The sequence below is a fragment of the Kribbella sp. NBC_01245 genome (assembly GCF_036226525.1).
GTDB lineage: Bacteria > Actinomycetota > Actinomycetes > Propionibacteriales > Kribbellaceae > Kribbella.
Map to the genome: position 1 here is coordinate 7,751,771 of NZ_CP108487.1, position 25,766 is coordinate 7,777,536.

Annotated in this window: 27 protein-coding genes; 16 read left to right on the forward strand and 11 right to left on the reverse strand. The window is 67.6% G+C overall.

Annotation, left to right across the window (positions count from 1 at the left end; all coding sequences use genetic code 11):
- Positions 1–972 carry a hypothetical protein gene (locus OG394_RS35650; protein ID WP_328991641.1) on the reverse strand — a complete coding sequence of 324 codons (972 nt, stop codon included), beginning with the start codon at positions 970–972 and terminating at the stop codon, positions 1–3.
- A 46-nt stretch (positions 973–1,018) separates the two neighbouring features.
- Positions 1,019–1,960, reverse strand: coding sequence for a 2,3,4,5-tetrahydropyridine-2,6-dicarboxylate N-succinyltransferase (gene dapD, locus OG394_RS35655; RefSeq protein WP_328991642.1), 942 nt, complete (start codon positions 1,958–1,960; stop codon positions 1,019–1,021).
- A gap of 55 nt (positions 1,961–2,015) precedes the next feature.
- On the opposite strand from dapD, the gene OG394_RS35660 reads away from it, so the two are divergent.
- The 3 genes from OG394_RS35660 (at position 2,016) to OG394_RS35670 (ending at position 4,700) form a co-directional block, all read left to right on the forward strand.
- On the forward strand, positions 2,016–2,870 hold the full coding sequence (locus tag OG394_RS35660; RefSeq protein ID WP_328991643.1) for a nucleoside hydrolase: 855 nt from the start codon (positions 2,016–2,018) through the stop codon (positions 2,868–2,870).
- A gap of 73 nt (positions 2,871–2,943) precedes the next feature.
- A complete protein-coding gene (locus tag OG394_RS35665; RefSeq protein WP_328991644.1) occupies positions 2,944–3,810 on the forward strand; it encodes a phosphotransferase in 867 nt (288 codons plus the stop codon).
- Complete coding sequence (locus tag OG394_RS35670; RefSeq protein ID WP_328991646.1) at positions 3,807–4,700, forward strand: NAD-dependent epimerase/dehydratase family protein; 894 nt, start codon at positions 3,807–3,809, stop codon at positions 4,698–4,700. Before OG394_RS35665 ends, OG394_RS35670 begins: the two co-directional genes overlap by 4 nt.
- Here OG394_RS35670 and OG394_RS35675 read toward each other — a convergent pair.
- Genes OG394_RS35675 through OG394_RS35685 form a run of 3 tightly spaced genes read right to left on the reverse strand, consistent with a single transcriptional unit; the run spans position 4,697 to position 7,364 of the window.
- Positions 4,697–5,695, reverse strand: coding sequence for a LacI family DNA-binding transcriptional regulator (locus OG394_RS35675; protein ID WP_328991647.1), 999 nt, complete (start codon positions 5,693–5,695; stop codon positions 4,697–4,699). The two genes, OG394_RS35670 and OG394_RS35675, sit on opposite strands and share 4 nt — an antisense overlap.
- 59 nt (positions 5,696–5,754) lie before the next feature.
- On the reverse strand, positions 5,755–6,699 hold the full coding sequence (locus OG394_RS35680; protein WP_328991648.1) for a ribokinase: 945 nt from the start codon (positions 6,697–6,699) through the stop codon (positions 5,755–5,757).
- A complete protein-coding gene (locus tag OG394_RS35685) occupies positions 6,699–7,364 on the reverse strand; it encodes a KpsF/GutQ family sugar-phosphate isomerase (protein WP_328991649.1) in 666 nt (221 codons plus the stop codon). The genes OG394_RS35680 and OG394_RS35685 overlap by 1 nt, the downstream gene beginning before the upstream one ends.
- A 202-nt stretch (positions 7,365–7,566) precedes the next feature.
- Here OG394_RS35685 and OG394_RS35690 point away from each other — a divergent pair, with 202 nt between their 5' ends.
- The 3 genes from OG394_RS35690 to OG394_RS35700 all read left to right on the forward strand — a co-directional run bounded on the left by OG394_RS35690 (position 7,567) and on the right by OG394_RS35700 (position 10,638).
- Complete coding sequence (locus OG394_RS35690; RefSeq protein ID WP_328991650.1) at positions 7,567–8,889, forward strand: ABC transporter substrate-binding protein; 1,323 nt, start codon at positions 7,567–7,569, stop codon at positions 8,887–8,889.
- A gap of 65 nt (positions 8,890–8,954) precedes the next feature.
- Positions 8,955–9,842: a carbohydrate ABC transporter permease gene (locus OG394_RS35695; protein WP_328991652.1), complete on the forward strand. Its 888-nt coding sequence runs from the start codon at positions 8,955–8,957 to the stop codon at positions 9,840–9,842.
- Entirely contained in the window at positions 9,832–10,638 is an 807-nt protein-coding gene (locus tag OG394_RS35700) for a carbohydrate ABC transporter permease (RefSeq protein ID WP_328991654.1), read from the forward strand. Before OG394_RS35695 ends, OG394_RS35700 begins: the two co-directional genes overlap by 11 nt.
- Positions 10,639–10,900: 262 nt before the next feature.
- On the opposite strand, the gene OG394_RS35705 is transcribed toward OG394_RS35700, so the two are convergent.
- Positions 10,901–11,500, reverse strand: coding sequence for a maleylpyruvate isomerase family mycothiol-dependent enzyme (locus OG394_RS35705; protein WP_328991656.1), 600 nt, complete (start codon positions 11,498–11,500; stop codon positions 10,901–10,903).
- Between the two features lie 122 nt (positions 11,501–11,622).
- Here OG394_RS35705 and OG394_RS35710 point away from each other — a divergent pair, with 122 nt between their 5' ends.
- The 4 genes from OG394_RS35710 to OG394_RS35725 all read left to right on the forward strand — a co-directional run bounded on the left by OG394_RS35710 (position 11,623) and on the right by OG394_RS35725 (position 17,302).
- On the forward strand, positions 11,623–12,249 hold the full coding sequence (locus OG394_RS35710; RefSeq protein ID WP_328991657.1) for a CGNR zinc finger domain-containing protein: 627 nt from the start codon (positions 11,623–11,625) through the stop codon (positions 12,247–12,249).
- A gap of 454 nt (positions 12,250–12,703) precedes the next feature.
- Positions 12,704–13,402, forward strand: coding sequence for a VOC family protein (locus tag OG394_RS35715; protein ID WP_328991658.1), 699 nt, complete (start codon positions 12,704–12,706; stop codon positions 13,400–13,402).
- A gap of 141 nt (positions 13,403–13,543) precedes the next feature.
- Positions 13,544–16,162, forward strand: coding sequence for a DUF4082 domain-containing protein (locus OG394_RS35720; protein ID WP_328991659.1), 2,619 nt, complete (start codon positions 13,544–13,546; stop codon positions 16,160–16,162).
- A 3-nt stretch (positions 16,163–16,165) separates the two neighbouring features.
- On the forward strand, positions 16,166–17,302 hold the full coding sequence (locus OG394_RS35725; protein WP_328991660.1) for a mandelate racemase/muconate lactonizing enzyme family protein: 1,137 nt from the start codon (positions 16,166–16,168) through the stop codon (positions 17,300–17,302).
- Positions 17,303–17,405: 103 nt separating this feature from the next.
- On the opposite strand, the gene OG394_RS35730 is transcribed toward OG394_RS35725, so the two are convergent.
- Complete coding sequence (locus OG394_RS35730; protein ID WP_328991661.1) at positions 17,406–18,164, reverse strand: PIG-L deacetylase family protein; 759 nt, start codon at positions 18,162–18,164, stop codon at positions 17,406–17,408.
- Positions 18,164–18,895 (reverse strand): SDR family oxidoreductase, encoded by a 732-nt coding sequence (locus tag OG394_RS35735; RefSeq protein ID WP_328991662.1) that lies wholly within the window; start codon positions 18,893–18,895, stop codon positions 18,164–18,166. Before OG394_RS35735 ends, OG394_RS35730 begins: the two co-directional genes overlap by 1 nt.
- A gap of 56 nt (positions 18,896–18,951) precedes the next feature.
- On the opposite strand from OG394_RS35735, the gene dapE reads away from it, so the two are divergent.
- Complete coding sequence (gene dapE, locus OG394_RS35740; RefSeq protein WP_328991663.1) at positions 18,952–20,013, forward strand: succinyl-diaminopimelate desuccinylase; 1,062 nt, start codon at positions 18,952–18,954, stop codon at positions 20,011–20,013.
- Here dapE and OG394_RS35745 read toward each other — a convergent pair.
- A complete protein-coding gene (locus OG394_RS35745) occupies positions 20,000–20,791 on the reverse strand; it encodes an alpha/beta fold hydrolase (protein ID WP_328991664.1) in 792 nt (263 codons plus the stop codon). The genes dapE and OG394_RS35745 overlap by 14 nt on opposite strands.
- Before the next feature lie 111 nt (positions 20,792–20,902).
- Between OG394_RS35745 and OG394_RS35750 the strand changes: the two genes are divergently transcribed.
- From OG394_RS35750 to OG394_RS35765, 4 genes are read left to right on the forward strand one after another with little or no spacing between them, the layout of a single operon-like run.
- Positions 20,903–21,769, forward strand: a complete 867-nt coding sequence (locus OG394_RS35750) for a TIGR00730 family Rossman fold protein (protein ID WP_328991665.1) — start codon at positions 20,903–20,905, stop codon at positions 21,767–21,769.
- A gap of 54 nt (positions 21,770–21,823) precedes the next feature.
- Entirely contained in the window at positions 21,824–22,660 is an 837-nt protein-coding gene (locus tag OG394_RS35755) for a DivIVA domain-containing protein (protein ID WP_328991666.1), read from the forward strand.
- A 4-nt stretch (positions 22,661–22,664) separates the two neighbouring features.
- Complete coding sequence (locus OG394_RS35760; RefSeq protein WP_328991667.1) at positions 22,665–23,129, forward strand: SRPBCC family protein; 465 nt, start codon at positions 22,665–22,667, stop codon at positions 23,127–23,129.
- Positions 23,126–23,686, forward strand: a complete 561-nt coding sequence (locus OG394_RS35765; RefSeq protein ID WP_328991668.1) for a DNA-3-methyladenine glycosylase I — start codon at positions 23,126–23,128, stop codon at positions 23,684–23,686. Before OG394_RS35760 ends, OG394_RS35765 begins: the two co-directional genes overlap by 4 nt.
- Before the next feature lie 85 nt (positions 23,687–23,771).
- Here the strand turns inward: OG394_RS35765 and OG394_RS35770 are convergent, their stop codons facing one another.
- Both OG394_RS35770 and OG394_RS35775 read right to left on the reverse strand, forming a co-directional pair.
- Positions 23,772–24,566 (reverse strand): enoyl-CoA hydratase/isomerase family protein, encoded by a 795-nt coding sequence (locus OG394_RS35770; protein WP_328991669.1) that lies wholly within the window; start codon positions 24,564–24,566, stop codon positions 23,772–23,774.
- Positions 24,567–24,585: 19 nt separating this feature from the next.
- Complete coding sequence (locus tag OG394_RS35775; protein ID WP_328991670.1) at positions 24,586–25,371, reverse strand: PaaX family transcriptional regulator; 786 nt, start codon at positions 25,369–25,371, stop codon at positions 24,586–24,588.
- A 177-nt stretch (positions 25,372–25,548) separates the two neighbouring features.
- Between OG394_RS35775 and OG394_RS35780 the strand changes: the two genes are divergently transcribed.
- Complete coding sequence (locus OG394_RS35780) at positions 25,549–25,716, forward strand: DUF3117 domain-containing protein (protein WP_012923066.1); 168 nt, start codon at positions 25,549–25,551, stop codon at positions 25,714–25,716.
- Positions 25,717–25,766 lie beyond the last annotated feature (50 nt).

Consider the following 25,766-nt stretch of genomic DNA (forward strand, 5'->3'; position numbering starts at 1 on the left):
TCAGTCTTCGGCCACGTCCACATGGACGTGGTCCAAATGCCGCAGCGTGTCGTTGTTTCCGGCACGCTGCGGCGCTTTGTATTCCCGCCAGCCGGAGCTCGAGCGCGTGCCCGACGTCCAGATCTTGTCGCTGAAGATCACCGTGGTGATGCCCAGCTTCTCGGCATGCGCGACCAGGTAGTTCGCATAGACCCAGCCCTTGCGGGTGTTCGCCTTCGAGATCGGCCGCACGAACACGTCCACCGCCCGGCCGTCGTAATGCGCCGAGCCCTCCATGTGCCCGGACCGCACGCCACCGGCCGCATAACCACCGGTCGGCAGCTTGCCGAAGGTCTCGATCAGGTTCTTCCGCACGGCGTCCGCGCGCGGCGTCAGTCCGTTGGCGCCGAGCTGCTCCGGGGCGTAACCGCCATGCCGGACCACACACGTGAACGCCGCTGCCACCTGCCCGGTCAGCGATGACGCGATCACGGCCGCGTCGTCCGCATGATCGGCATACGCGTCCGGGAAGGCACTGCGCTGGACCTTGTCCGCCGCGACCGTGACGGCCAGCTTCTCGTAGCCCTTGATCTTCACGAGCGCGTCGTAGAACTTGCCCGCGGCGTAATGCGGATCGCGGACCTGCGTCGCCGTACCCCAGCCCTGCGAAGGCCGTTGCTGGAACAGGCCGAGCGAATCCCGGTCGCCGTGGTTGAGGTTGCGCAGATCGGATTCCTGGTACGCCGTGGCGAGTGCGACCGTGACGGCCCGGACCGGCAGCCCGCGCCGGGTCGCGACGCCCGCGATGATCGCCGCGTTCTCGGCCTGGTCCAGGTCGAGCTCCACCTCGGTCGGACCGGCCTTGGCCAGGCACTGCTCGCGCAGCGGCACGGGCCCGATGCCCTCGCTGCCGAGCCACGCCATCGCTCCCGCGGCGGCGACGGCCGTCACGGTGAGCAATCCGGTGACCACGAGGAAGTGGCGTCCGTTCATCGGCATACCTCGCTCAACGCGCGGACGCCGTACCAGGGTTCCGGGTTCATGCGTTGGCGTGCAGCGCCTCGTTCAGGGTGATGCCCTGACCCTTGCGCGGCCGGGCCTCCACAGCACCACTGACCGAGTTGCGGATGAACAGCAGGCCTGGCTGACCGGACAGCTCGCGCGCCTTCACGACCTTGCCGTCCGGGAGGGTGACCTTGGTGCCGGCGGTGACGTAGAGCCCTGCCTCGACTACGCAGTCGTCGCCGAGGGAGATACCGGTACCACCGTTGGCGCCGAGCAGGCAGCGCTCGCCGATCGAGACGACCTGAGTGCCGCCGCCCGACAGCGTGCCCATGATCGAGGCGCCCGCGCCGATATCGCTACCGTCACCGACCACGACGCCGGCCACGATCCGCCCTTCCACCATCGACGTACCGAGGGTGCCGGCGTTGAAGTTCACGAAGCCCTCGTGCATCACGGTGGTGCCCTCGGCCAGGTGTGCGCCGAGCCGGACCCGGTCCGCGTCGCCGATCCGCACGCCACTCGGCACGACGTAATCGGTCATCCGGGGGAACTTGTCCACGCTCGTGACCGACAGGTGCAACCCGGCGGCCCGCGCGCGCAGCCGGACCTGCTCCAGCTCGTCGACGGGAACGGGCCCGTGCGACGTCCAGGCGTTGTTCGGCAGGGCGCCGAAGATGCCGTCCAGGTTCAGCCCGTGCGGGCGGACCAGGCGGTGCGACAGCAGGTGCAGTCGCAGATAGGCGTCAGCCACATCCGCCGGGGCCTCGCCGAGGGTGATGACCGTCTGCACGACCTCACGCCGGACCTGGCGCAGCTCGTCCTTGCCCTCGGCGGCGACCAGTTCGGCCGGGGCCTTCGCGTCCGCGGGCGCCTCGCCGAGTTCGGGCGCCGGGTACCAGACGTCGAGAACGCTGCCGTTCTGGGTGACGGTGGCGAGGCCGAAGCCCCACGCGCGGGAGTGGAGGTTGTCAGTCATACCGAAAGCCTGCCAGATGTATGGGCAACAGTAGAATCCCGGTGGAGGCTACCTGATGGCTCAATCGCTCGTGCTGGATACAGACCTGGGTACCGACGTCGACGATGTGCTTGCGCTGGCGGTGTTGCTGGGCTCGCCGGAGCTCAAGCTGGAGGGCATCACCACGGTGTACGGCGATGTCCTGTTGCGGGCGCGGATGGCCAGCCGGGTGGCGGCCATCGCGGGTCGTTCGGTCGGACCGATCGTGCCCGGGATAGGCGAACCACGGTCCGGCCGCGAGGTGTATTGGCCCGGTCACGAAGGCGCGCTGATGAACGGCCTCGACCGCGAGCAGGTCAATACGTCGTACGACGCCGCGCAAGTCCTCGCCTCGGCGACCACCGTGCTGGCCATCGGCCCGCTGACGAATCTGGCCGCCGCGCTGGAGCGCGAGGATTCCGTGCCCAAGCAGTTGGTGCTGATGGGTGGCGAGTTCGTCGACGGCCAGGTCGAGCACAACATCCACTGCGACGTCGACGCGGCCGTGGTCGTGTTCGGTTCGGAGCAGCCGGTGACGATCATCGGGCTGGACCAGACCCGGCGGCTGCAGTTCGGCCTGCCGGTGGTGGAGCAGCTCGCCGCCGCCGGTGAGCTCGGCGCGCTGCTGGCCGCCGAGATGCGCCAGTACTGGGGATTCCGCGGTGAGAACCACAACGTCCCGCACGATCCGGCCGCCGCGTTGATGCTGGTCGAGCCCGACCTCTTCAGCTTCGAACGCGGCCGCATCGACGTCGTACCGAAAGGCCCCGACGCCGGCCTGACCCGCTTCACGCCCGACCCGAACGGCCCCCACCGCATCTGCACCGACCTGGACCCCCTCCGCGTCAACCGCGGCCTCATCACCCGAATCCACACCGCCTGCACGGTCTGAAAAACCAAGCGCGTCCATCGGCGCGAAGTGGTCTACTTGGCGGCCGGTACCGCGACCCCAAGGAGAGTTCACCATGCGCCCCGCCTGGCTGGACCCGGTCGAACCCGACGTGCTCGCGGCGACCGGAGCGACAACGGTCGACGAGTTGACCGGGGAAACCCTGCGGCAGTGGGGTTCTTCCGAGGTCTGGCGCCTGACGTCCGCGAACGGCCGCAGCGTCATCGTCAAGCGCGGAACCGACAGCCAGACCGCGGAAGCGAATGCGTACGAACAGCTCGTCATCCCGCTTGGTCTTCCTGCCCCGACGTTGTTCCGCCTGCACCGGGATGCTGACGCGATCATCCTGGTCCTCGCGGACGCGGGTGCGGCAACGCTGGAGCAACGGCCGAGCCGCGAGGGATACCTGGCCGCCGCGGAGTTACTCGTCACGATCGGGAGCGTCGCGGCTTCGCAGGCTCGGTCGCAGCGGCTCGACGGTCTCATCGGCCAGATTCCCGACGGCGAGCTGCGGGCGAAGACGCTTGCGCTCGCCGTACCTGCGCTGCGCGAGCTGGGGCAGACCTCTCCACACCGGGTCGTACACGGCGACTTCGTGCCAAAGAACCTGGTGTCCGACGGCGTCACTTGGACCGCGATCGACTGGCCCGCGGCGTACGTCGCTCCGCACCTGGCCGACCTCTACACGCTGACCCGGGAGGCCCGGAAGGACGGCGTCGATCCGGCCGAAGTGGTTGCCCACTACAACGTTGTCAGCGGCAACGACCCGGAGTTGACGCAAAAGCAGCTGGCGGTCGGGGGAATCAGCTTCACCCTGCAAGCACTGACCTGGATCGTCACCGAGGGACGCCGTACGGTGCCCGAGTCGCTGACCTGGATCGACGGCCTGCTCGCCGACCTGCGCGAGCTCACCACGACGCTGGAGAATGGGGTCATCCAATGAGGCTGCTCGTGCTCGGCGGCACGAAGTACCTCGGCCGCCACCTGGTCGAGGCCGCGCTCCGGGATGGGCACGACGTCACCCTGTTCAACCGCGGCCAGACCGGCCAGGGGTTGTTCCCGACAGCGAGCCAGCTGCGAGGCGACCGAAGCCGGCCCGACGCGCTGGCCGAGGGCGAGTGGGACGGCGTCGTCGACTTCTCCGGGTTCGTCGGCACGGACGTTCGACGTACTGCGGAATTGCTCGCGGACCGGGTCGGCCAGTACACGTTCATGTCGACCATCGGCGTCTACGCGGACAAGGTCACGCCGTACCAAACCGAGGCGGCGCCGCTGGTCGGTTGGCCCGACGGTACGGCGGATGACGCCTTCAGCATGGACGTCTACGGCGCACAAAAGGTGCGCTGCGAGCAGATCCTCACGGACGTACTGGGCGAGCGGGCGACGTACGTGCGATCCGGGTTCATCGTCGGGCGGTATGGCCCGGACTTCGGTCCGTGGGGCCAGCCACTGGCGGAGGGGCGGCAGTTGGATTGCGCCGCGCGTCCAGACCAGCCGCTCCAGTATCTCGACGCCCGGGACCTCGCGGACTTTCTGCTCAAAGTCACGGCCGAGCGCCGGCCCGGTCCGTTCAACGCGGTCAGCCCGACGCTGACGATCGAGGCATTTCTCGACGCCTGGCAGCGGGTGGCGCGCAAGCCGGTGCCGGTGGACTGGAACCCGGCGACCGACTATCTCGGCCTGCCGCATGACGGCAGTAACGACGGAACCTTCCAGCTGGACAACACCCGCGCTCTTAAGGCCGGCCTACGTGTGCGGGCTGCCGGGGAGACCGCCGCCGACTACATCGCGTGGATCCGCGAGGGCAACACCCCGCCACCACCGCCGCATTAACGCGGGACGGAACTGGCGCGGATGTGGAGCTGGGTCGGGAGGGTGACCGTCGACGGCGGACGGCCGGGTTCGGCGATGCGTTCCTTGAGTAGTAGGCCGGCGCGGCGGCCGAGCTCGTACGTTGGCTGGGCGACCGTGGTGAGCGACGGTACGACCAGCTTGGCCCACGGGATGTCGTCGAAGCCGACGATGGCGATGTCGTCGGGAGCGCGTAGACCTCGTTTGGCCAGGCACTCGAGCGCGCCGACGGTCATCAGGTTGTTCGCCACGAAGAGCGCCTCGGGCGGTTCGGGCAGGTCGAGCAGACTCTCCATCGCCTCGAACCCGCCGGCCTCGCGGAAATCGGCGTGCCGGACGAGGTCCTTGTTGGACCGGATCCCCGCACCGCGCAGGGCCGCGCGATAACCCGCCAGCCGGTCCATTGCCGTACTGACCTTGCGCGGTCCGGTGATGCACGCGATCCGGCGATAGCCGCCATCGATCAAATGGCGTACGCCCTCGGCCGCGCCGTGTTCGTTGTCGACCAGCACGGTGTCGGCGTCGACCCCGTCCACCTTGCGGTCGATCAGCACCATCGGCGTCTTGGCCTCGTGCAACTGCCGCACCCCGTCCGCCGTACTGGTCGGGGAGATCACCACGCCGGCCATCTGCTCGGTCAATACGGCCGACGCGTACGCCGATTCCTTGGCCGGGTCCTCGTCGCTGTTGCAGAGCACGACGTGGTAGCCCTCGGTCTGGGCGATGTCCTCCAGGCCGCGGACGAGTGAGGTGAAGAACGGGTTCTCGATATCGGAGATGACCACGGCCCACAGGTTGGTGCTGGCTCGGCGCAGGTTCCGCGCGACGCCGTTCGGGCGGTAGCCGAGTTTCGCCACGGCGGCCTGGACCTTCTCGGCCAGCACCGGGTCGACGTTGCGCCGGCCGCTCAGCACCCGGGAGACCGTGGCAGGGGAGACACCCGAGCTACGCGCCACGTCGTAGATCGTCGTCGTCATGCTCACTCCCGCGCTCGATCCCAGATCCGTCAGGACCAAGAATCTCACGGTCGCGTCGTTCAGGCGGGGAAGGCGGCCCTGGTGAGGAGCGCGAGCGCGTCGGTCCGGGCCGGGGCCGATGCGGCCGCGCCGCTGACCGTGGTGGAGAGCGCTCCGGCGGCGTTGGCCAGTTCCACGGCCTCGAGCAGTGAGGCGCCGGCCGCGATGGAGGCGGCGAGCGAACCGCAGAAGGCGTCGCCCGCGCCGACGGTGTCGATGGTCGCGACGTCGTGGCCGCCGATCCGGTGCTCTTGGCCGGCGGATCGGTCGAGCAGGTAGACGCCGCGGGAGCCGAGGGTGATCACGCAGCCTTGCAGGTCCCACTCGTCGGCAAGCCGGCGGGCGATCCGCGGCAAGGCATCCTCGTCGTCGCAGCTCTGGCCGGTGAGTTCGGCGGCCTCGACCTCGTTCGGCACCAGGATGTCGACCACGTCGGCCAGGCCGGCATCGACCGGTCCCGCCGGTGCCGGGTTGAAAATCGTGGTCGCGCCCGCGGCCTTGGCCATCCGGAGAGCGGTACGACTGGCCTCGACCGGGAGCTCGAGTTGGACGCTGAGCACGCGGCACCTGGTCAGTACGTCGGCCGCGGCCTCGACCTGAGCGGTACTGATCGCGGCGTTCGCCCGGGACACGATGATGATCGAGTTGCTGCCATCGGGGAGAACCACCGGCAGGCCGACACCGGTACCGAGCCGGGGATGCCGGAGCACCCGGCCGGTGTGCACCCCGTGATCGGCCAGCAGTGCGAGGAACTCGTCGCCATACCGATCGGCGCCGACCGTGCCGACGATCGCCGTACTCGCACCCATCCGGGCCGCCGCGACCGCCTGGTTCACGCCTTTGCCGCCGAGGAACTCCGCGAATCCCGTGCCGTGCAAGGTCTCACCGGGCAGCGGCCGCCGTTCCGCGCTCGCCACCAGGTCCTTCATGAAACTGCCCAGCACCGCGACGTCGTACGCCGTCATCAGTCATCCCCCAGTTCTTCGCCGTCTTCGTCGCCCAACTCGTCGCCCAGTTCGTCGCCGAGGAGCCGCCGGCCGAGCGCGCCGGATGGATGGAACCGGGCGAAGTCGGTCTGCGTGAAGTCCCGCCAGGCCACCAGCGCGCAGGCCAGGGCGTCACCCATCACCAGGGCGGCGGTGGTGGACGCGGTCGGCGCCAGGTTCAGCGGATCGGCCTCGCGCAGCACCATCGTGTCCAGCGTGTACGTCGCGAGCCGGGCGAGCGTGGACTTCTCCCCGCCGGTCATCGCGATCACCGGGATGTCCCGCTCGGCCAGCATCCGGGCGAAGGCGCACACCTCGGCCGTCTCGCCGGATGCGGACAAGGCGAGCACGATGTCCCGGCGCGTGACGGCACCGGAGTCGCCGTGCAACGCGTCGGCCGCGTGGATGAAGGTGGCGGGTGTGCCGGTACTCGCCAGCGTGGCGGCGATCTTCCGCCCGACCAGGCCGGACTTGCCGAGACCGGTGACGACGAGGTGGCCTTCGCACTGCGCGACGGCGGCCAGTACGTCGAGGAAGACGCCGTCGATTCGTCCGGCCAAGGCGAGCACCGCGGCCGCCTCGGTCTCGATCGCGGTCCGCGCGGCCGCCAGCCCCCGGGCGGTGCCGGCGGTGTGATCGGGCATTCGTTTGGCCTCGCTATCGACGGGTGATGAGAAATCGATTTCCCGCACCGTAGGCAAGGGGGTGGCTCTGTGTCAACGCAGCCACGACCTTGCCTGCAAGGGGAATCCGGGTCGCGCTGGAATCGGCGGTGGTTGGGTCTTGACCCGACTGGGGCTCGATCGTAGATTGCGGAGAAATCGATTGCCCATCCTGGAGGGCTTGATGTCAGTCACTCGCCGAACCGTGTTGCAGGGCGCCCTGGGTGCGTTCGCGGCCGGTTCTCTGCTCAGCGCCTGCGGTAACGATGCCGGTGGCAACGGCAAGGATCTCTCGTTCTGGAACTTCTACGGCCCGGCTGATGACAAGAATCCGCAGAGCACCTGGTTCGGCGAGATCACCCAGCGGTGGAACGCGAACAACGACGTGAAGGTCAACCTGCGCTACATCCCCGGCAAGGAGTACTTGAACGGCTCCGCGCTGCAGACCGCCTTCCAGTCCGGGCAGGGGCCGGACATCTTCCTGATCAGTCCGGGCGACTTCCTGCGCTACTACAACGGTGGTGTGCTGCAGGACCTCACGCCGCATCTCTCGGAAGAGGCCAAGGCCGACTACATCCCGGGAGTGCTCGACACCCGCATGGTCGACGGCAAGATCTTCGGCCTGCCGATGGAGGTCGAGCCACTCGCCTTGTACTACGGGCATGCGGCGTTCGAGAAGGCCGGTCTGTCCGAGGCGGATGTGCCGAAGACGTGGGACCAGCTACTCGCCGTTGCGGACAAACTGACGGGCACCAACAAGTACGGCGTACTGTTCGAGACTCTGCCCGGCTACTACCAGAACTTCACCTGGTACCCGTTCATGTGGATGGGTGACGGGGAAGCGGTCAAGGACGGCAAGGTCGCATTCGACTCGGCCGCGGCGGTGCAAGCGCTCAAGTTCTGGCAGGACACGGTCAAGGGCAAGATGGCGCCGCGCAAGCCGTTGGGGGATGGCGGTGGTGACATCGGCGCCAACCTCTGCTCGGGGGCCGTCGCGATGCAGCAGAGCGGGATCTGGTCTGTCTCCGACCTCAACGCCAAGTTCAAGAAGTTCGAGTACGGCCTGACGCCGCTTCCGTTGCCGGCCGGCGGTAAGGCCGTCACGGATATGGGTGGTTGGGCCTTCGTGGCTAACGCCAAGGGCAAGAACCCGGAGGCCGCCGCAAAGTTCTGCGCCTGGGCATTGGCCTCGACCGATGCCGAAGGAGTCGAGCGGCAACGCCAGTGGAACACCGTGGTGAAGACGAACCTGCCGCCGCGCAAGTCGGTCCAGGCTGCCGCGGACAAGGCCGGCTCGTTCGCGCAAGGCGCTTTGTCGACGTTCGCGAAGGACATCGTGCCGACCGGTAAGAGCGAGCCGCGGTACCCACCGGAGGTCTACAAGGCCGTGTCGGACGCGATCCAGGCCTGCCAGCTCGACTCGGCGGACCCGGGCAAGGCGGCGGCCGATGCCGCACAGCGGATCGACGCGTACCTGAAGACGTACCAAGGCGCGCCGATCATCTGATGACCACGCTTACTCGATCTCCATCCACTTCCAGTCGCGTCCATGCTCCTGCGTCGAAGACTCCGATGACGCGCAAGCGGCGGGAGGCGCTCGCGGCGTACGCGTTCCTGGCGCCGGACGTGCTCGGGCTGCTGGTCTTCGTCGCGTTGCCGATGCTGCTCGCGTTCGCGGTCGCCTTCTACAAGGTGGACGGTTTCGGCGGCTACCAGTTCGTTGGCCTGGGCAACTATCGGCTGATGGCGGACGATGCGCAGTTGCTGGACAGTCTGCGGATCACCGGGATTTACGTGCTGGCCTTTGTGCCGTTGGCCTTTCTGGTCAGTCTCGGCTTGGCCCTGCTGGTGCGGGATCACTTCCGCGGGATCGGCTGGGTTCGGGCTTCGTTCTTCCTGCCCAACGTGATCAGCCTGGTCGTGGTCGGACTGGTCTGGCAGTTCCTCCTGGTCGACAAGCAGGGCGCTGTTTCGGGTCTGCTTCGGCCGTTCGGGTTGGAGGATGTCTCGCTGCTGGGCACGCCTCAGCTGGCGCTCGCGACGTACATCTTGATCAGTGTCTGGTTTGTGATGGGCTACCAGATGCTCGTCTTTCTCGCCGGGTTGAAGGACATCCCGGCCGATTTGGAGGACGCCGCTCGCGTTGACGGTGCGGGCCGATGGCAACGATTCCGGTACGTCGTCTGGCCGTTGCTCCGGCCAACGAGTTTCTTCGTACTGGTCAACTCGACCATCGGCGCGGTGACGGGGTTGCAGGCGTTCGACCTGGTCTTCGTGCTGACCCGGGGTGGTCCGGCGCGATCGACTTCGACGGTGGTGTTCTACATCTACGAACAGGCCTTCACCTTCAACAACGTGGGCTATGCAGCCGCGTTGACGACGTTGGTGGTCGGGTTGCTGGTGCTCTGCACGGGACTGATGTTCGGTCTGACCCGGGGAGGTCGGTTCAGTGAGGACTAAGCGGGCTTGGTTGTTGCCGGTCGCCGCGCATCTGCTGGCGTTGATCACGGTGGCGCCGTTGCTGTGGGTCTTGTTCAGCGTGCTCAAACCGCCCGACGAGATGTTCTCGATGGGATGGCCGTCGAATCTGACGCTGGACAACCTCCAGTACGTCCTGCTGCGCATCCCGTTGCCGCGCTTCCTCTGGAACAGCGCGTTGGTATCGGTCGTGGTGACCGTGATCGCGTTGTTCTTCCATTCGATGGCGGCGTACGCGCTGGCCCGGTTGCGCTTTCCCGGCCGGGGGTTGATCTTCAGCGGCATCCTCTCGACGTTGCTGGTGTCGTTGCCGGTGATCCTGGTACCGCTGTTCCTGGTGGTGAAACAGCTCGGCATGCTCGACAGTTATGCCGGGCTGATCGTGCCGGCGATCTTCCATGCGTTCGGGATCTTCCTGTTGCGGCAGTACTACCTGAACATCCCGCGCGAACTGGAGGAGGCGGCCGACCTCGATGGCTGCGGCTATTGGCGTCGCTACTGGAGCGTCATCCTGCCGATCAGCCGGCCGGTGCTCGCCTCGCTCTCGGTGCTGTTCTTCCTGGCCAACTGGAACGCTTTCCTTTGGCCGCTCACCATCACCCGCAACCCGGACCTGCGGGTCATCCAGCTCGGGATCTCGGGAATGCAGGGCCAATACGCCTCAGCCTGGAACCTCATCCTCGCCGCGTCGGTGGTAGCCGCCCTCCCCACCGTTGCCATCTTCCTAGCCGGCCAACGTCGCCTGGTCGAAGCCATGAAAACCACCGGCCTCAAATGACGCCGCCTTCTTCTTGACCTCCCCGCGAGTGGTGCCAGGTTCGTGCACGCCTTCCCCTTCCCCCGCGAGTGGTGCCAGGTTCGTGCACGCCTTCCCCTTCCCCCGCGAGTGGTGCCAGGTTCGTGCTGGCCTTCCCTTCTCCCGCGAGTGGTCAGCTCTGACCCCTCTCTCGCGAGTGGTCGCCTCTGTTCGGTGGGCGGTTCGCCAGGAGGCGCCGCCGTGGGCGCAGATGTGACTACTCGCGGCTGGGAAGGGGTGGCGATCACGGCCAGGGGAGTAGGTCGGGATAGCCCGGTCGTCCGGCTGTGCGCCCGGCTAGCCAGGCGGCGTCTGTTGGTTTGAGTTCGAGCGGTACGTCGTTGGGCAGGCGCGGGCTGAGGAAGTCGAGTAGGTGAAGGCAGAACTCCGTCGACCACTCGTCGGTGGACGGCCCGAGATCCAGATCGGTCATATGGATCTCGAACTCCCGCCACGCGCAGTACGCCGTACCCAGGAGGTCGCCGTTCCGGTAGGTGACGGGCCGAGCCCAGTCCTCCGGCCCAGCCTTCTCCCAGACGCGCAGCAGCCCGGCCGTGTCGTCGAGCACGGCCTGCGCGAGTACGTCGGCTGGGCGTCCCGCGCCGGCCTCGATCCCGGCATCACGCCCGGGCCTGCCGCCGTCGTACACCTCGATCGTCTTGCCGGCGAGCGCGTACTCCGCTTGCCGCGTCATCGCGCGGCTGAAGTCCGAGATGTGCGTGAGCACATGCCCTCGTGACCACCCGGGCAACGCGGACGGCCCTCGCGCGGCCTCTTCGTCCAGCCCGGTGACGACCTCGGCCAGGCGATCAGCCGCACGGCGTACCTCATCGATCGGGATCACGAATCTCCTAATGGTAGTGGGCGGAACTGCCATTAGAAGATAGTCGAGGAGTTCTAACGGCAGCAAGCGGGTTTGCCATTAGGATCAGTTCTTGTGATTACAGGCATGGGAGTACGGGGCGTGTGAGTACAGGGCAGGTGAGTGCAGGGCTGCTGGCGTTCAACCTGGCGGCGACCATCCGGAATGACGGCCAGGGTGGCGTTGCGGACGGGCTGGATTCGCCTGCGAAGGTCGACGCTTGGGTGCTTGATAACGCAGACCTCGCGGGTCGGCTCGTCGGGGAGCTCGCGGGGGCGTTGAACCGCTTCGAGGCCGATGCGGAGGGCGTCGAGCGGATCGTCGGGGTGCGGCGGGCGGTTCGGTCCTTGTTCGCGCAGGTCGTCGGTCTGGAGGCGGCGAGCAAGGCGGACGCACAGCGACTCCTCGAGCCCGGAGTTGCGATCGCCCAACTCAACGACGCGGCGAAGGATCTACGCGGACCGCTATTGGAGTGGGCGTCGGACGGTCCGGTCCCGCGATGGGAGCCGGTCGAAGGTCTGGCCGAGCCGATCGACCTGTTGATCGCGGCCCTCGGCCGTTCGGGAGTCGGGTTCCTGGTCGGCCCGGACCGGGACCGACTGCGGGCCTGCCCGGCAGCCCGCTGCGTGAAGTACTTCCTCCAAGACGACCCCCGCCAAACCTGGTGCACCCCAACCTGCGGCAACCGCGAACGCGTAAACCGCCACTACCGCAAACACACCACCCCCTAAACCACCCACTCCGGCCCCGGGCCTGCCCTCCCGGCCAACGCCCCGCGCACGACGGCAGGTGGTGCGCGGCGAATGGCTATCGGGTGGGTGCCGAAGACTGCGACCGGTGAATGCCGCGCACGCGGTAGGTGGTCACGACGACTGGCGTTCGGGTGGTGCACAAGACTGCGACGATCGGTCCCAATTTGCCGCTCTTCTGCTACCTGTCAGGTGCAGGCGAGCTTGCAGCGGCAAATTGGGACCGATCGTCGCAGTCTTGAGGAGGCGTGCGTCCTTGGTCTTGAGGGGGCGTGTGCCCTCGGCGTGGGGAGGTGGCGCCGTTGCGTGGTGCGACCGCTCGCGGGAGGGGGCGTAGTGGCGGGTCAGATGTGACCGCTCGCGGGAGGGTAGGGGAGGGAGTGGGTCGGATGTGACCGCTCGCGGGGGAAATGAGGGGAAGGCTTAGCCTGAGGTTATGACGGTGGCGCGGTTCAAGGATCTGTGTATCGACGTGAACTGTCCGCGGGCGATGACGGATTTCTGGGGGCATCTGCTCGGGCTGACGTCGCCTGCGGACAATCCCGAGGTGCTGGTTGGGGATCGGCCGGAGAAGACGATCTGGATCAACCGGGTGGCTGAGCCGCGTACCGTGAAGCAGCGGGTTCATCTCGATGTCACTGCCGCGTCGATCGAGGCGCTGGAGAAGCTCGGCGCGAAGATGCTCAGCCCGATTACGGACGAGCAGCACTGGGCGGTGATGGCCGATCCGGAGGGCGGGGAGTTCTGCGGGTTCGTTCGCGAGCACGTTCCGTCGTACAAGTTGATGGAGCTGGTCGTGGACTCCGCCGATCCGGAGGCGCAAGCGCGTTGGTGGGCCGGGGTTGTCGGTGGTGACGTCAAGACCGAGCCGAACGTGCCGTGGTACTGGCTCGAGAACGTGCCGGGTTTGCCGTTCAGTTATTGGGTTTTCGTGCCGGTGCCCGAGCCCAAGACGGTCAAGAACCGGATCCACTGGGACGTCTCCGCCGACGAATTGCAGCCGGTCCTCGACGCCGGCGCCACCCTGCTGCGGGCCAGGGACGAGGAAATCAGCTGGAACGTCTGCGCCGATCCCGAGGGCAACGAGTTCTGCGTGTTCCTGCCCCGCCCGGCCGAGGGCGAAGGCGTCGCCTAACCGCTAACGGTAGGCCGGGCCGAAGAGACCGTCGACGTACGTCGAAAGGTCTTGCCCGGGCTCTGCTGCCACCTTAGGCTCGTATATCAGGAAATGTTTTCGAAATACCGAAGATAGAGTCCGCCCACTTTTGGAGTTTCGATGCCGGAGATCGCCCGCAGGCACTTCCTCTCGCTGTCCGGTGGTGTGGTGGCCACCGACTCGCGGATCCGGATCGACTCCGCGTCGGCGGCCGAGCTGCAGGTCACCGGCGACGTGCTGACCGACGACTTCCGCAGCCTCGGGTACGGCGTACCGGTCGTCGTCGAGGCCCAGCCGGTCGTGAACCCAGGCGACATCCGCCTCAAGCTCGCCACGATCCCCGACCTAGGCGCCGAGGGCTACGAGATCCAGGTCGGCTCGTCGATCGAGATCCGCGGCACGCGCAAAGGCATCTTCAACGGAACCCGCACGCTGCTGCAGTGGATCCGGCAGAACCGGCAGGTCCCGGCCGGCCTCGCCCGGGACTGGCCGCGGTTCGCCGAGCGGGGATTCCTGGTCGCCAACGCGCCGAAGACGTACACCCGCGCTTGGTGGTCGGGCCAGATCCGCGAGATGTCGTACCTGAAGCTGAACATGCTCTGGCTGTACGTCGGCTACGACACCACCCCGCTCGCCCTGATGAAGGACATCGCCGCCGAGGCCGCCCGCTACAACATCACGGTCATCCCGCAGTCGAACATGCCCGGCCATATGACCAAACTCCTGGTCGGCCACGAGGACTACGCGCTGCCGAATCGCGGGAACACGCTGGACCTCTCGAACCAGGCCGCCTGGGATTACGCCAAGGGCATCGTCACCGGTCTCACCCCCGAGTTCGATACGCCGTACTGGCATCTCGGGGCCGACGAGTACCTGGTCGACTTCACCCCGCCCGCGTTCCCCGTGCGGTACGACCTCTACCCGCAGCTCGGTCAACGGGCGAAGGCGTTGTACGGCTCGTCGGCGGTCGCGCCGGATCTCTTCTACGGCTTCATCAACGACGTCAACCAGGCGGTGCGCGCCGACGGCAAGACGATGCGGGTCTGGAACGACGGACTCCTCACCACCGGAACCCGGCCGGTCGACACCAACGTGATCGTCGAGCACTGGATTCACTGGCCCGGCCGGAAGACGCCCCAGGAGTTGGTGGATTCCGGCTACAAGCTTTCTAACTCCAACGGCGATTATCTTTACTACGACCCGAACGTGCGCCGGCCCGAGCCAAAGCCGATCTACGAGAACTTCCGGGTCGGACTATTCTCCGGCGGTCACACCGTGCCGGAGGACAGCGACAAGTTGCTCGGCGCGAAGATCAGCCTCTGGACGTTGCCCGACGTCGAGGAAGAGGAGTACCAGTCGTACCGGCTGGTCGAGCCGTTCCGCGCGTTGGCCCAAGTGCTCTGGGGATCGCCGAAACCCGCGCCGACGTACGACGGCTTCGCGCCGCTGATCCGGCAGCTCGGTCGTGCGCCTGGGTTCCCGCGACTGCAGAACACCATTTCGCCGGTCAACGGTCAGACCAGTGTCTGGCCGCATCGGGTGATCAGTGTGCGGTTCTACGACGACGAGATCGACCCGGCCACGATCCACATCGGCGTGGGCGGCAGCGAGGCGCCCACGCCCGGCACGACCCGGTACGACGCGGCGACGATGACGGCCACCTTTACGCCGGATCATCCCTGGACGTACGGATCGCTGGTCAGCGTGCAGTTGACCGGTAGGAACCTGTCGGGTCTAGCGATGACGCCGCGCTTCTGGAGCTTCCGGGCGGCCAAGAAGCCCACTACGGACTACCCGCGGTCTATCTGGAATGACGAGGATGGGCCGGGCGTAGAGACCTACTCCCAGGCCGGGCCGATTGAGCTGGGTGTGAAGTTCCGTACCGACCGGGACGGCGTAGTGCTCGGCATTCGCTTCTTCAAAGGGCCGAAGGACGTTGCGACCCACACGGGCACTCTGTGGGGGCCGAACGGCGCCAAGCTCGCCACTGGCACCTTTACGCACGAGAGTCCCGCCGGATGGCAGGAGTTGCGTTTCGGCACCCCTGTTCGCATCAGCGCCAATACGTCGTACACGGCCTCACGGAATTCTCCGGATGGCGTTTACGGCTACAACCACTACTACTTCGACGGTCGCGAGGCGCACAACGGCGTACTGCACGGAACGCTTGGTGTCTTCGGCAACGGCAGTAGTGTGCCCACAGAGTCGTACCGGGCTAGTAACTACTGGACCGACGTGGTGTTCGAGCCGGACGTCCAGTCGGTGTGGGACATCACCGACGTACCTGCCAACCGGTACGACGAGGTCGGCTCGCTAGAACTGGGTATGAAGTTCCAGGCCATCTCTGCCGGATCAGTCGTTGGCCTGAGGTTCTACAAGGCCGAAGGGGATACCGGAACGCACATTGGCAAGCTCTGGTCGGCTACGGGCGAACTACTCGCTCAAGCGACGTTTACCGGCGAGAGGGCCTACGGGTGGCATGAGGTACGTCTGGCCACTCCTGTCCGGATAACCCCGGGTACGACGTACGTTGCCTCGTACAACTCGCCAAACGCCATCTACGGCGCCACGTCAGGCGTCTTCACCAAGGCCAAGGAGAACGGGGCACTGCGTGGACTCGCGTCGGACGACTTCAACAACAACGGCAACGGCGTCTTCCACGTTGGCCAAGGCGGTTTCCCGACCGAGTCGTACAACCAGACCAACTACTTCGCGGACGTGCTCTTCGACAAGGACTAGCGAATGACCGTGATCACCAACGTCGAGGCGCTCGTGCTGGACGGCCGAGTGGAGTACGGTAAGCGCCTCGACGACGGGGAGATGGCCGGGCCGCGTTATGCCAGCCTGATCAAGGTCAGCACCGACGCGGGGATCACCGGCTACGCGGACGTCGACTCGCATCCGTGGATCGTGCAGGCCTTGGTCAACGCGCCGACGCAGATCCCGGAGTTCTGTGCGGGGCTGCGCGACGCCGTTGTCGGGCAGAGCGTGTGGAACCGGACGGCCTTGTGGGAAAGGATGTACCGGCATTCCTGGTATCACGGCCGCCGCGGCCCGGCGTTGCACGCGATGAGCGGGATCGACCTCGCCGTCTGGGATATCGCGGGCCGGCTCGCGGGACGCCCGATCCACGACCTGCTCGGTGGTGCCCGTCGCGACCGCGTGCTCGCGTACGCCAGCACGTTGTTCCGGGAGACGCCGGAGGAGATGCGCAAGGCCGCCCGGTCTTACCTGGACCGGGGATTCCGCGCGATCAAGTTCGGTTGGGGCGCGTGGGGTGCGGATCCGGCGCGCGATCGGTCGTTGCTCGCGGCGGTTCGCGATGAGGTCGGGCCCGACGTACACCTGATGGTCGACGGGCATCTCCCGGGCGACCTCTCCGCCGTACGACGGATTCTCGACGGGCTGGCGGAATTCGGCCTGCAATGGGTGGAAGAGCCGTTGCCCGCTGACCGCCCCGGCGACCTGGCCGCGCTCGGCCGGACGACCAACGTGCGGGTGGCGACGGGCGAACAACTCGGCGGGGTAGGGGAGTTCGAGGAGTTGCTCGCGACCGAAGGCGTCTCCGTCGTGCAGCCGGACTTGTCGAGGTGTGGAGGCTTCACGGCGATCCAGACAATCGCCCCGCTCGCGCTTGCCCGTGGTGCTTTGGTCGTTCCGCATGCGTGGACGTCTCAGCTTCTGACGGCCGCCTCGTTGCACGTCAACGCCTGGCTGCCAGGCCCGGTCTTCCAGGAATACAACGCCTCCTCGGCCCCCCTCGCCTCAACCCTCGCCACCGGCCTCGAGCTGGTCGACGGCCACGTCCTGCTACCGCCTGGCCCGGGCCTCGGCATCACCGTCGACGAGAACGTCGTCGAGGCCCACCGCATTCTCTAAAGGCGCGCGAGGGCCTCCACTCTCATCCGTTCATTCGTCGGAATGCGGCCTCCATGCACGTTGAATACAGGCCGTATTCCGACGAATGAACGGATGAGAGTGGTTATAGGCGGCCGGGGAGGTCGGAGGGCCAGGGGATTCGGCGTTCGGCTAGGCAGGGGCGGAAGGCTTCGGTTGGGCCGGCCATCAGGCGGTTGCCGGTGAGTCGGTCGAGGTCGGCGAGTTGGTCGGCGTAGTCGGTCCCGCTGAGTTGGCGGATGACGTCCATCTGGCTGCGGTGATACCGGATCAGCTCCGCCTTGCGCGAGGCATGACCCGGGCTCAGCTCGACGAAATGCGTCGCCTCGAAGCCATAGCCGGCGCCGGGATCGACGTACCAAATCCGCGGTACCGCGCCCAGTGGCGCAGCATCCATGGCGATTTCCGCCGAGGCGGCCGTGGCGAAAGCTGTCGTGGGGTCCGTTGGGAAGGACGCGAGGTTGGCGAACAACGCGGCGTCGGTGACGGCCTTCGCGGTGACGACGTGGTCCGCGTTGTAGTCGGTGGTCCAGTGCGTGATCAGTACGTCGGCCCGGGTGGACCGAATCGCGGCGAGCAGGTCACGCCGCAGCCCCGGATCGTCGTACGTGTAGCCGTCCTCCCGACCCAGGCAGACGTATTCCGCATCGAAGGCGGCCGCCACGCTCCGCATCTCCTCGTCGCGCACCCCGACGGCGTCCGCTTCCAAGACGTACGGCAGGCCTTTATCGCCCTTCGTCACGGTCACGAACGCGATCTCGTGCCCAGCCTCGCGAAGGCGCAAAAGCGTGCCGAGACAACGCATCTCGTCATCCTGATGAGCGAAAACGCACACGTACTTCATCACGCCTCACCCGGCAGCCGCGCCAGCGACACCGACAACCCGCCGTCGACGGTCACGAACGACCCCGACATGTACGACGCGCTCGCGACGAAGGCGACCGCTTCCGCGATCTGCGCGGCCGTACCCATCGCGCCGAAGGGCAGACCGGCCGAGGCCATTGCGAGGTGGTCCGCGCCGTACAGCTCGCGCTCACCCGGGGTCTCGATCCAGCCGGGTACGACGGCGTTGACGCGGATCCGGCGTGGCGCCCACTCGTGCGCGAGCGTCCGTACGACCTGGCCGAGTGCGCCGTGTGCCGCGTTATAGCCGACGCAATTCCGGAAGGGCTGCGTCTCGTGCAAGGACCCGATCGCGATGAGTGCGGCACCGTCTGACGCGCAGGCCTGGAAGAGGGAGAAGGCGGCGACCGGGCCGAGCGCGAGGCTTCGCAGCATCGACTCGCGGGTGAGGTCGGCGGCGGGCGCGTGCTCCTCATAGGCGAGGGCGTGTACGACGACGGCGGTTCGGCCGTGTTTGGCGATCTCCGCCGCGACCGTTTGGCCGAAGTCCGGGTCTTCGGCGTCTGCCTGCAAAACAAGCCCGCCGATTGCCTCGGCGGTGGCGGTCGCTCTCGCGAGATCCCGGTCCACGCACAGCGTCGCGTCGTACTGGCCGGCGAGCGCGATCGCGCACGCGGCGCCGATGCCACCACCCGCACCGGTGACGACGGCGATCCTGGATTGTTCTCCCATATCGGAGATAGTTTCAGAATCCCAGGTATAAGGCGAGGGCCGTTAGGGTTCGGGCTATGACTCTCGACCTCACTGTGTCCGGGCCGGATCTGGCCGTCGCGTTGATCGATCTCGAGTCGGTCAGCAAGAACGAGAAGGCCCTCGCGGACGCGGTCGAGACTGCCCTCTCGGCGTACGGACATCTCCAGGTGTCGCGGTTCGGCAACACCGTCGTCGCGCGGACGGACCTCGGCCGGGACGAGCGGATCGTGGTCGCGGGCCACCTCGACACGGTTCCGCTGAACGACAACCTGCCGGCCCGGCGCGCGGACGGCCTGATCCACGGGCTCGGCGCCTGCGACATGAAGGGTGGTGTCGCCGTCGGCCTGCGCCTCGCCGCGAACCTGCCCGCGCCGAACCGGGACATCACCTACGTCTTCTACGACTGCGAGGAGATCGCCTCCGAGTACAACGGCCTCGGCAAGCTCGTCGCGAATCGGCCGGACCTGCTCGAGGGCGTGTTCGCCGTCGTGATGGAGCCGTCGAACGCAGTCGTCGAGGCCGGTTGCCAGGGCACGTTGCGGGCCGAGATCACCCTGACCGGCGAGCGGGCGCACACCGCGCGTTCGTGGATGGGCGTCAACGCCGTGCACGCCGCCGGGGACGTGCTCGCGCTGCTCAAGGCGTACGAGCCACGCCGGGTGATTATCGACGGCCTGGAATACCGCGAAGGCCTGAACGCCGTCGCCATCACCGGTGGCGTGGCCGGCAACGTCGTACCGGATGTGTGCACGATTTCGGTGAACTACCGGTTCGCGCCGAACCGGTCGGAGGCCGAGGCCGAGGCGCATGTGCGCGAGGTGTTCGAGGGCTTCGACCTGGTCATCAGCGACTCGGCCGCGGGCGGCATGCCCGGGCTGGACCGTCCCGCCGCGGCCGCGTTCGTCGAGCTCGTCGGCGGCAAGCCCAGCCCGAAGTTCGGCTGGACCGACGTGGCCCGCTTCACCCAACTCGGCGTACCGGCGGTCAACTACGGCCCCGGCGATCCGTTGCTCGCGCACACGCAGAAGGAGTTCGTCCCCGAGGCCGAGATCGTCCAGTGCGAGGAGATCCTCACGGCCTGGCTCACCCTCGGCTGAACACCTTGGTCAATGAGGTGGCGAAGGCGTCCGCGTGGGCGCCGAAGCCGCCGTGGTCGCCGGGCAGGATGAGCGGCTCGGTTCCGAGCTCCCCGGCAAGCGCTAGCGCGGCGTGGTGCGGCGCCTCGCCCGCGGACGTCGTACCGGCCGCCAGGACGATCCGCGGGTGCCGCCGCAACGCGTCGAGGTCGGGGGAGTACCGGCTGAACGGCGCCACCTCGTAGCCGATGAACTGCGGGATGTTCGCCATCATCCGGCCCATCGCCTCCGGGCTCGGCTCGGCCTGCTGCTCTTGCTGGGTCATCCCGAGCGCAGCCGCGAACACGCCCATCGCCGCCTCCGGGCCGTCGCTTGCGAACGCCTGCTCGACGTCCTTCGCCATAGCCTCGTAGTACGCCGCATCGGGCAGTACGGCGAACGCTGGCGGCTCATGCGCTACCACGGCCTTGACGTGGTCCGGGTGGCTTGTGGCGAGCTCTAGCGCGATTAGGGCGCCTGAGCTGTTTCCGAAGACGTACGCCGGGCCTACGGCCTGCAAGAGCCTGTACGCGTCGTCTGCGTGCTCCTGGATCGTCTGAGGCGTCGGAGCGGCGTCTAGCGGGCTACGGGAGTTGCCGCGCCTGTCGTACGTAATGACCGTGTAGCGATCAGCAAGCGCTGTCGCGAGGGCGTCGTACCCCTCGGCGTCGTAGATGCCACCACAGATCAGTAGCAGCGCAGGACCTTCGCCGCGCGTCTCGTAGTACAGGGTGGCGCCAGGGACGGCGAGCGTGCTCATGGTGGTTCTCCTTCTCTCGGTGTCAGCCTCTAGTCGGAGCTGACCCGGAGTTCTTGACATCGCCACTTGGTCGTCGGGCCTGAGTCGCTCGGGGCGACTAACCTGGATGGCATGACGGATCCTTCCATTCACCCTGACCGGCCGCCCGAATCGCAGCGCGGGCCCGTCGTGATGCGGCGTAACCAGGTCCAGAACTCCACCTCGGAGCAGCGGCTGCTGGACAGTCGCGGGCCGTCGGACTGGGTCCACACCGACCCGTGGCGGGTGCTGCGGATCCAGTCGGAGTTCGTGGAGGGTTTCGGCATGCTGGCCGAGCTCGGCCCGGCGATCAGCGTGTTCGGCTCGGCACGGACCAAACCGACCGACCCGATGTACGCCGCGGCGGAGGAGACCGGCCGGAAGCTGGTCAACGCCGGCTACGCGGTCATCACCGGCGGCGGTCCGGGCGTGATGGAGGCGGCGAACAAGGGTGCCTCCGAGGCCGGCGGCATCTCGGTCGGCCTCGGCATCGAGCTGCCCTTCGAGAACGGCCTGAACGAGTGGGTCGACATCGGGATGAACTTCCGCTACTTCTTCACCCGCAAGACGATGTTCGTGAAGTACGCGCAGGGGTTTGTGGTGATGCCTGGAGGGTTCGGCACGCTGGACGAGCTGTTCGAGGCGCTCACGCTGGCGCAGACCCGCAAGGTCACGTCGTTCCCGGTGGTGCTGTTCGGGTCGTCGTACTGGGGTGGTCTGGTCGACTGGCTGCGCGAGACGATGCTGGCCGACGGCAAGATCGCGCCGCCGGACCTCGACATGTTCACTGTCACGGATGACGTCGACGAGGCGATCAGCTACATCGTGAAGTCCGGCGAGATGGCCGACGCCGCCGCCGAGGCCGCTGCCGCCGCTGCTGCCGCGGACGTCGCAGAGGGCGACAGCGAGGAAGCGCGAGCCCGGCGCGAGGCCCACCGCCTCGGCTCCGACGGCAGCTGACCCCCGCTCCGCAGGCCGTTCCCACGCTCGGCCGATGGTGCTCACGGACCGCGTGTGGGCCGGTTCCGGAACCGGGTGTGGGGCGGTTCGGCCGCGCCGGTTGTGCGACTGACCGGCCCGGCGTGGCACGATCGGGGCGTGATGTGGTTCTTCGCCCTCGTAATCGTCGTGCTGATCGGTGCTGTCGCCGTGGTCGCCTCCGGGCGCTGGGGTGGCATGGCCGAGGTCTACGACGACCGCCCCGACGTGCTCGTCCCGGCCCGCCGTGCCCTGACCGCCGATGACATCGAGTCTTCGCGCTTCGCGGTCGGCGTTCGCGGTTACCGGATGGACGAGGTCGACACGCTACTCGAACGCGTCGCCCGCGAAGTCGCCGAGCGCGACCGCCGCATCGCCGCCCTCGAACGCGCCCAGACCGTCCCGGCCTTCACCTACGCCGACGAGCCGGTAGCCGAGACCGCCCCGGCCGAGACCCCGCCCGCGGAGGCGGCCGAACCGGCCGAGCCCACGGCACCCCTCCCGACGTACCACGAGACCCCTGAGGTGGCTGAGGCCGCTCAGACGGCCGAGGTTGCCGAGACGCCGTACGAGACGCCGTACGAGGCTGCAGCGGTCGCCGAGGAGGAGCAGGGCCCGGCGACGGTCACACCCGAGGCGGACGACGCTGGCACGGTGTCCACCGAGGTGTACGACGCGGGCAGCATCTTCGCCCCCGAACCGTCCCCGGAGCCCAAGCCGGCGCCCGAGCCCGTCGTGGAGCTCCCGGTCGCGGAGCCCAAGCCGGTCGCGGGGACCAAGCCGGCCGCGGAGCCGGAGACGACAGAGTTCGACGCAATCGGGGAGCCGGATGCGGCCGAGGTCGACGACGCATCCGTGACCCGGCGGCACTGACCCCATGCCGAACTCGCCGGAGCCGAAACCCCCGTGTCACGCGGAGGCTTCCGTCGAGGTCGCCGTCGGTGCGCACAAAGTCTGGAACGCGGTCGTCGATTGGGACATCCAGTCCACCTGGATGCTCTTCACCAAGGTCCGTGGGACCGCGAACGACGGCCAGGGCATCGGCGGCGGGGTCGCGGCCCGCACAAGTGTCGGTCCCTTCGGATTCACTGACAACATGGTCATCACCCACTGGGAACCACCCCTGCGCTGCAGCGTGAAACACCTCGGCAAGCTCGTCCGCGGTACCGGCGACTTCATCGTCACGCCCATGGCCTCCGGCACCCGCTTCACCTGGGCCGAGGACGTCATCCCGCCCTTCGGCAAGTACGGCATCGCCGCCTGGCCGTTCATCCGCCCCTTCTTCGAGCTGATGATGCGAATCTCGCTCTCCCGCCTCGTCTCCGTGGTCACGGCCCGATGACCGTGGCCGGCCCTGACGGTCTGCCGCGCTGCACCTGGGCCTCCTCGTCACCCGACTACGTCGCCTACCACGACAACGAGTGGGGCAAGCCGATCCGCGACGACCAGGGCCTGTACGAACGAGTCAGCCTCGAGTCGTTCCAATCCGGCCTCTCGTGGATCACCATCCTCCGCAAACGCCCCGCCTTCCGTACGGCCTTCGCCAACTTCAACCCACAAGTGGTCGCCGAATACGGCCCAGCGGACTTCGACCGCCTAATGGCCGACGTCGGAATCGTGCGCAACCGAGCCAAGATCAACGCCGCCATCACCAACGCCAAAGCCCTACTGGCCTTGGACCCGGGCGAGTTCACCGAATTGCTCTGGTCTTTCGCCCCACCGGAGCGACCGGCCCCCCTCACCAGCGAGGACATCCCCGCGATCACCCCAGAATCGATCGCGATGTCCAAAACCCTAAAGAAAAACGGCTTCGTCTTCGTAGGCCCAACCACCTGCTACGCCCTGATGCAAGCCACCGGCATGGTCAACGACCACCTAGCCACCTGCATCTCCCGCTAGCCAACCGAGCCCACGGAGCGCCCCCGTGCGCTGCCTGTGGACAGCGAGCCCACGGCGCTGCGAGGCGAGCGTGTGCGGGGAGGTGTTATTTGCCGGTGAACGTCGGGGGTTGTTTGGCTACGAAGGAGGCGACGGCGTTTTGGTGGTCTTGGGTGTCGCCGGTTAGGCGCATCATGTCGCCTTCGAAGGCCAGGGCTTCGTCCAACGTGTGGGTGGCGGAGTAGGCGAGGGAGAGGCGTACGGCGCCGTAGGCGGCGGTCGGGCCGGACGCCAGCTTCCCGGCCAACGCGGCCACCTCGTCAGCGAAATCCGCGGCCGGGACCACTCGCGTCGCCAGGCCGAGCTCAAGCGCCTCGGCGGCAGGCACGGTCCGCGGGAAGTACAGGAGCTCGGTTGCCTTGGCCTGGCCGATCAGACGCGGCAGGGTCCACGAGATGCCCGTGTCGCAAGACAACGCAATCCCAGTGAAGGCCAGGTTGAACCCGGCCGTATCAGCCAAAACCCGGAAGTCGCACGCGAAGGCCAACGACGCGCCGGCCCCGGCGGCCACACCGTTCACCGCGGCGATGACCGGCTTCGGCATCTCCGCCAAAGCCTTCGCGATGGGCGCGAAGTGGTCCGGCACGGTGTTCCAGAGGGCGTCCATGTCGTTAGCCGCCAACAGCTGGATGTGCTCCTTGAGGTCCTGCCCCACGCAGAACGCCCGCCCGGTGCCGGTAAGCACGACACACCGCACCGACTCGTCCTCGGCCGCGAGTTGGACGGCCGCCTTGAGCTGCTCCTTGGTGGGCGTGTTCAGCGAGTTCATCGCGTCCGGCCGGTCCAGGGTGATGGTGCCGATGCCGTCGGCGACCTCGTACCGGACAGTGATGTCACTCATCGTGGCAGATCCTCAGCTCTCAGTGATCGATGGACAGGCAGGCGTCGACGAAACGCCCGGCCGCGGGAAGAAGTCGATTCGCGTGGAAGTCGAAGAACTCCGCCGCGCGTGTCCCGGCCCAATCGGCCGGCAACAGCTCGGGTGGTAGCCCCGGGTCGCGGAAGAGGAATTTACGCCACTCGTGCACCAGCTTCGACCGGGCCGCGAAGGCTTGCTCGTCGTCGGCATCGGGGCCGGCGGCATCGACCAGGGCCTTGGCCTCGTTCAGCCAGGTGTCGTACGACGCGCCGAGGTCGTCGAGTTTCCAGACCCGGCGGGCGAACGCCACGGCATCACCGTCGACGGGCGCGCGGAAGCGGTCCGCTGGCAGGCCTTCGACCTCGAGCACCTGGTCGACCTCGCTGTCGTGGCGCAGGCCGACCCAGGCGCCGTCGGACAGCGGAGCCCAACCCAGGAAGGAGAGTTGCGATTCGAGCTGGTCGAGCCGGCGCCGGTTCGGGATCTCGCGCAGGATGCCGAGGTGCCAGTGCCGATCCCAGTCGCCGTCGCCGGTTCGGTAGATCCGGGCGGCCGCGTCGTCGAGGCGGCGGCGCGCCCGGGCGGTCAGGCCGTATCCCGGCTGGCCGTCGATCCGGACCGGTTCCAGCCAGCCCTGGCGGACCATTCGGGACACGGCGGTACGGACGGCCGGCGGGTGCACTCCCAAGGGCGCGAGCAGCCGGACGAGGGCGGCCACAGGGGCTCGCGCACCACGCGCGCGCAGGTGGTCGCCGTACAGGTCGAAGAGGGCTGAACGGGCGTGCACGTGCCCGAGTCTGCCGTATGGTGCACGGCTCTGGCCCGTGTTCGGGGATAATGGGTGTCGACACACACTGCGATACGCGCCCACGGCGCATCACCGCACGGCGCCTGCACCCGGGAGGCCGAGTGGTGTCGTCGCTTTATGGATGAGGCTCTACCCGATGAAGAAAGGGGTGCGCGCATGGCGGCCATGAAGCCGCGGACGGGCGATGGTCCGCTCGAGGTGACCAAGGAGGGTCGGGGCATCGTGATGCGGGTTCCGCTCGAGGGCGGCGGTCGGCTCGTCGTCGAGTTGAACGCCGATGAGGCGACCGAGCTCGGGAACGCGCTGAAGGCCGTTGTCGGCTGACGCGACCGCGTCGGGGCGCACCCCCTGTACTGGTGACTTTGTTGTACCTG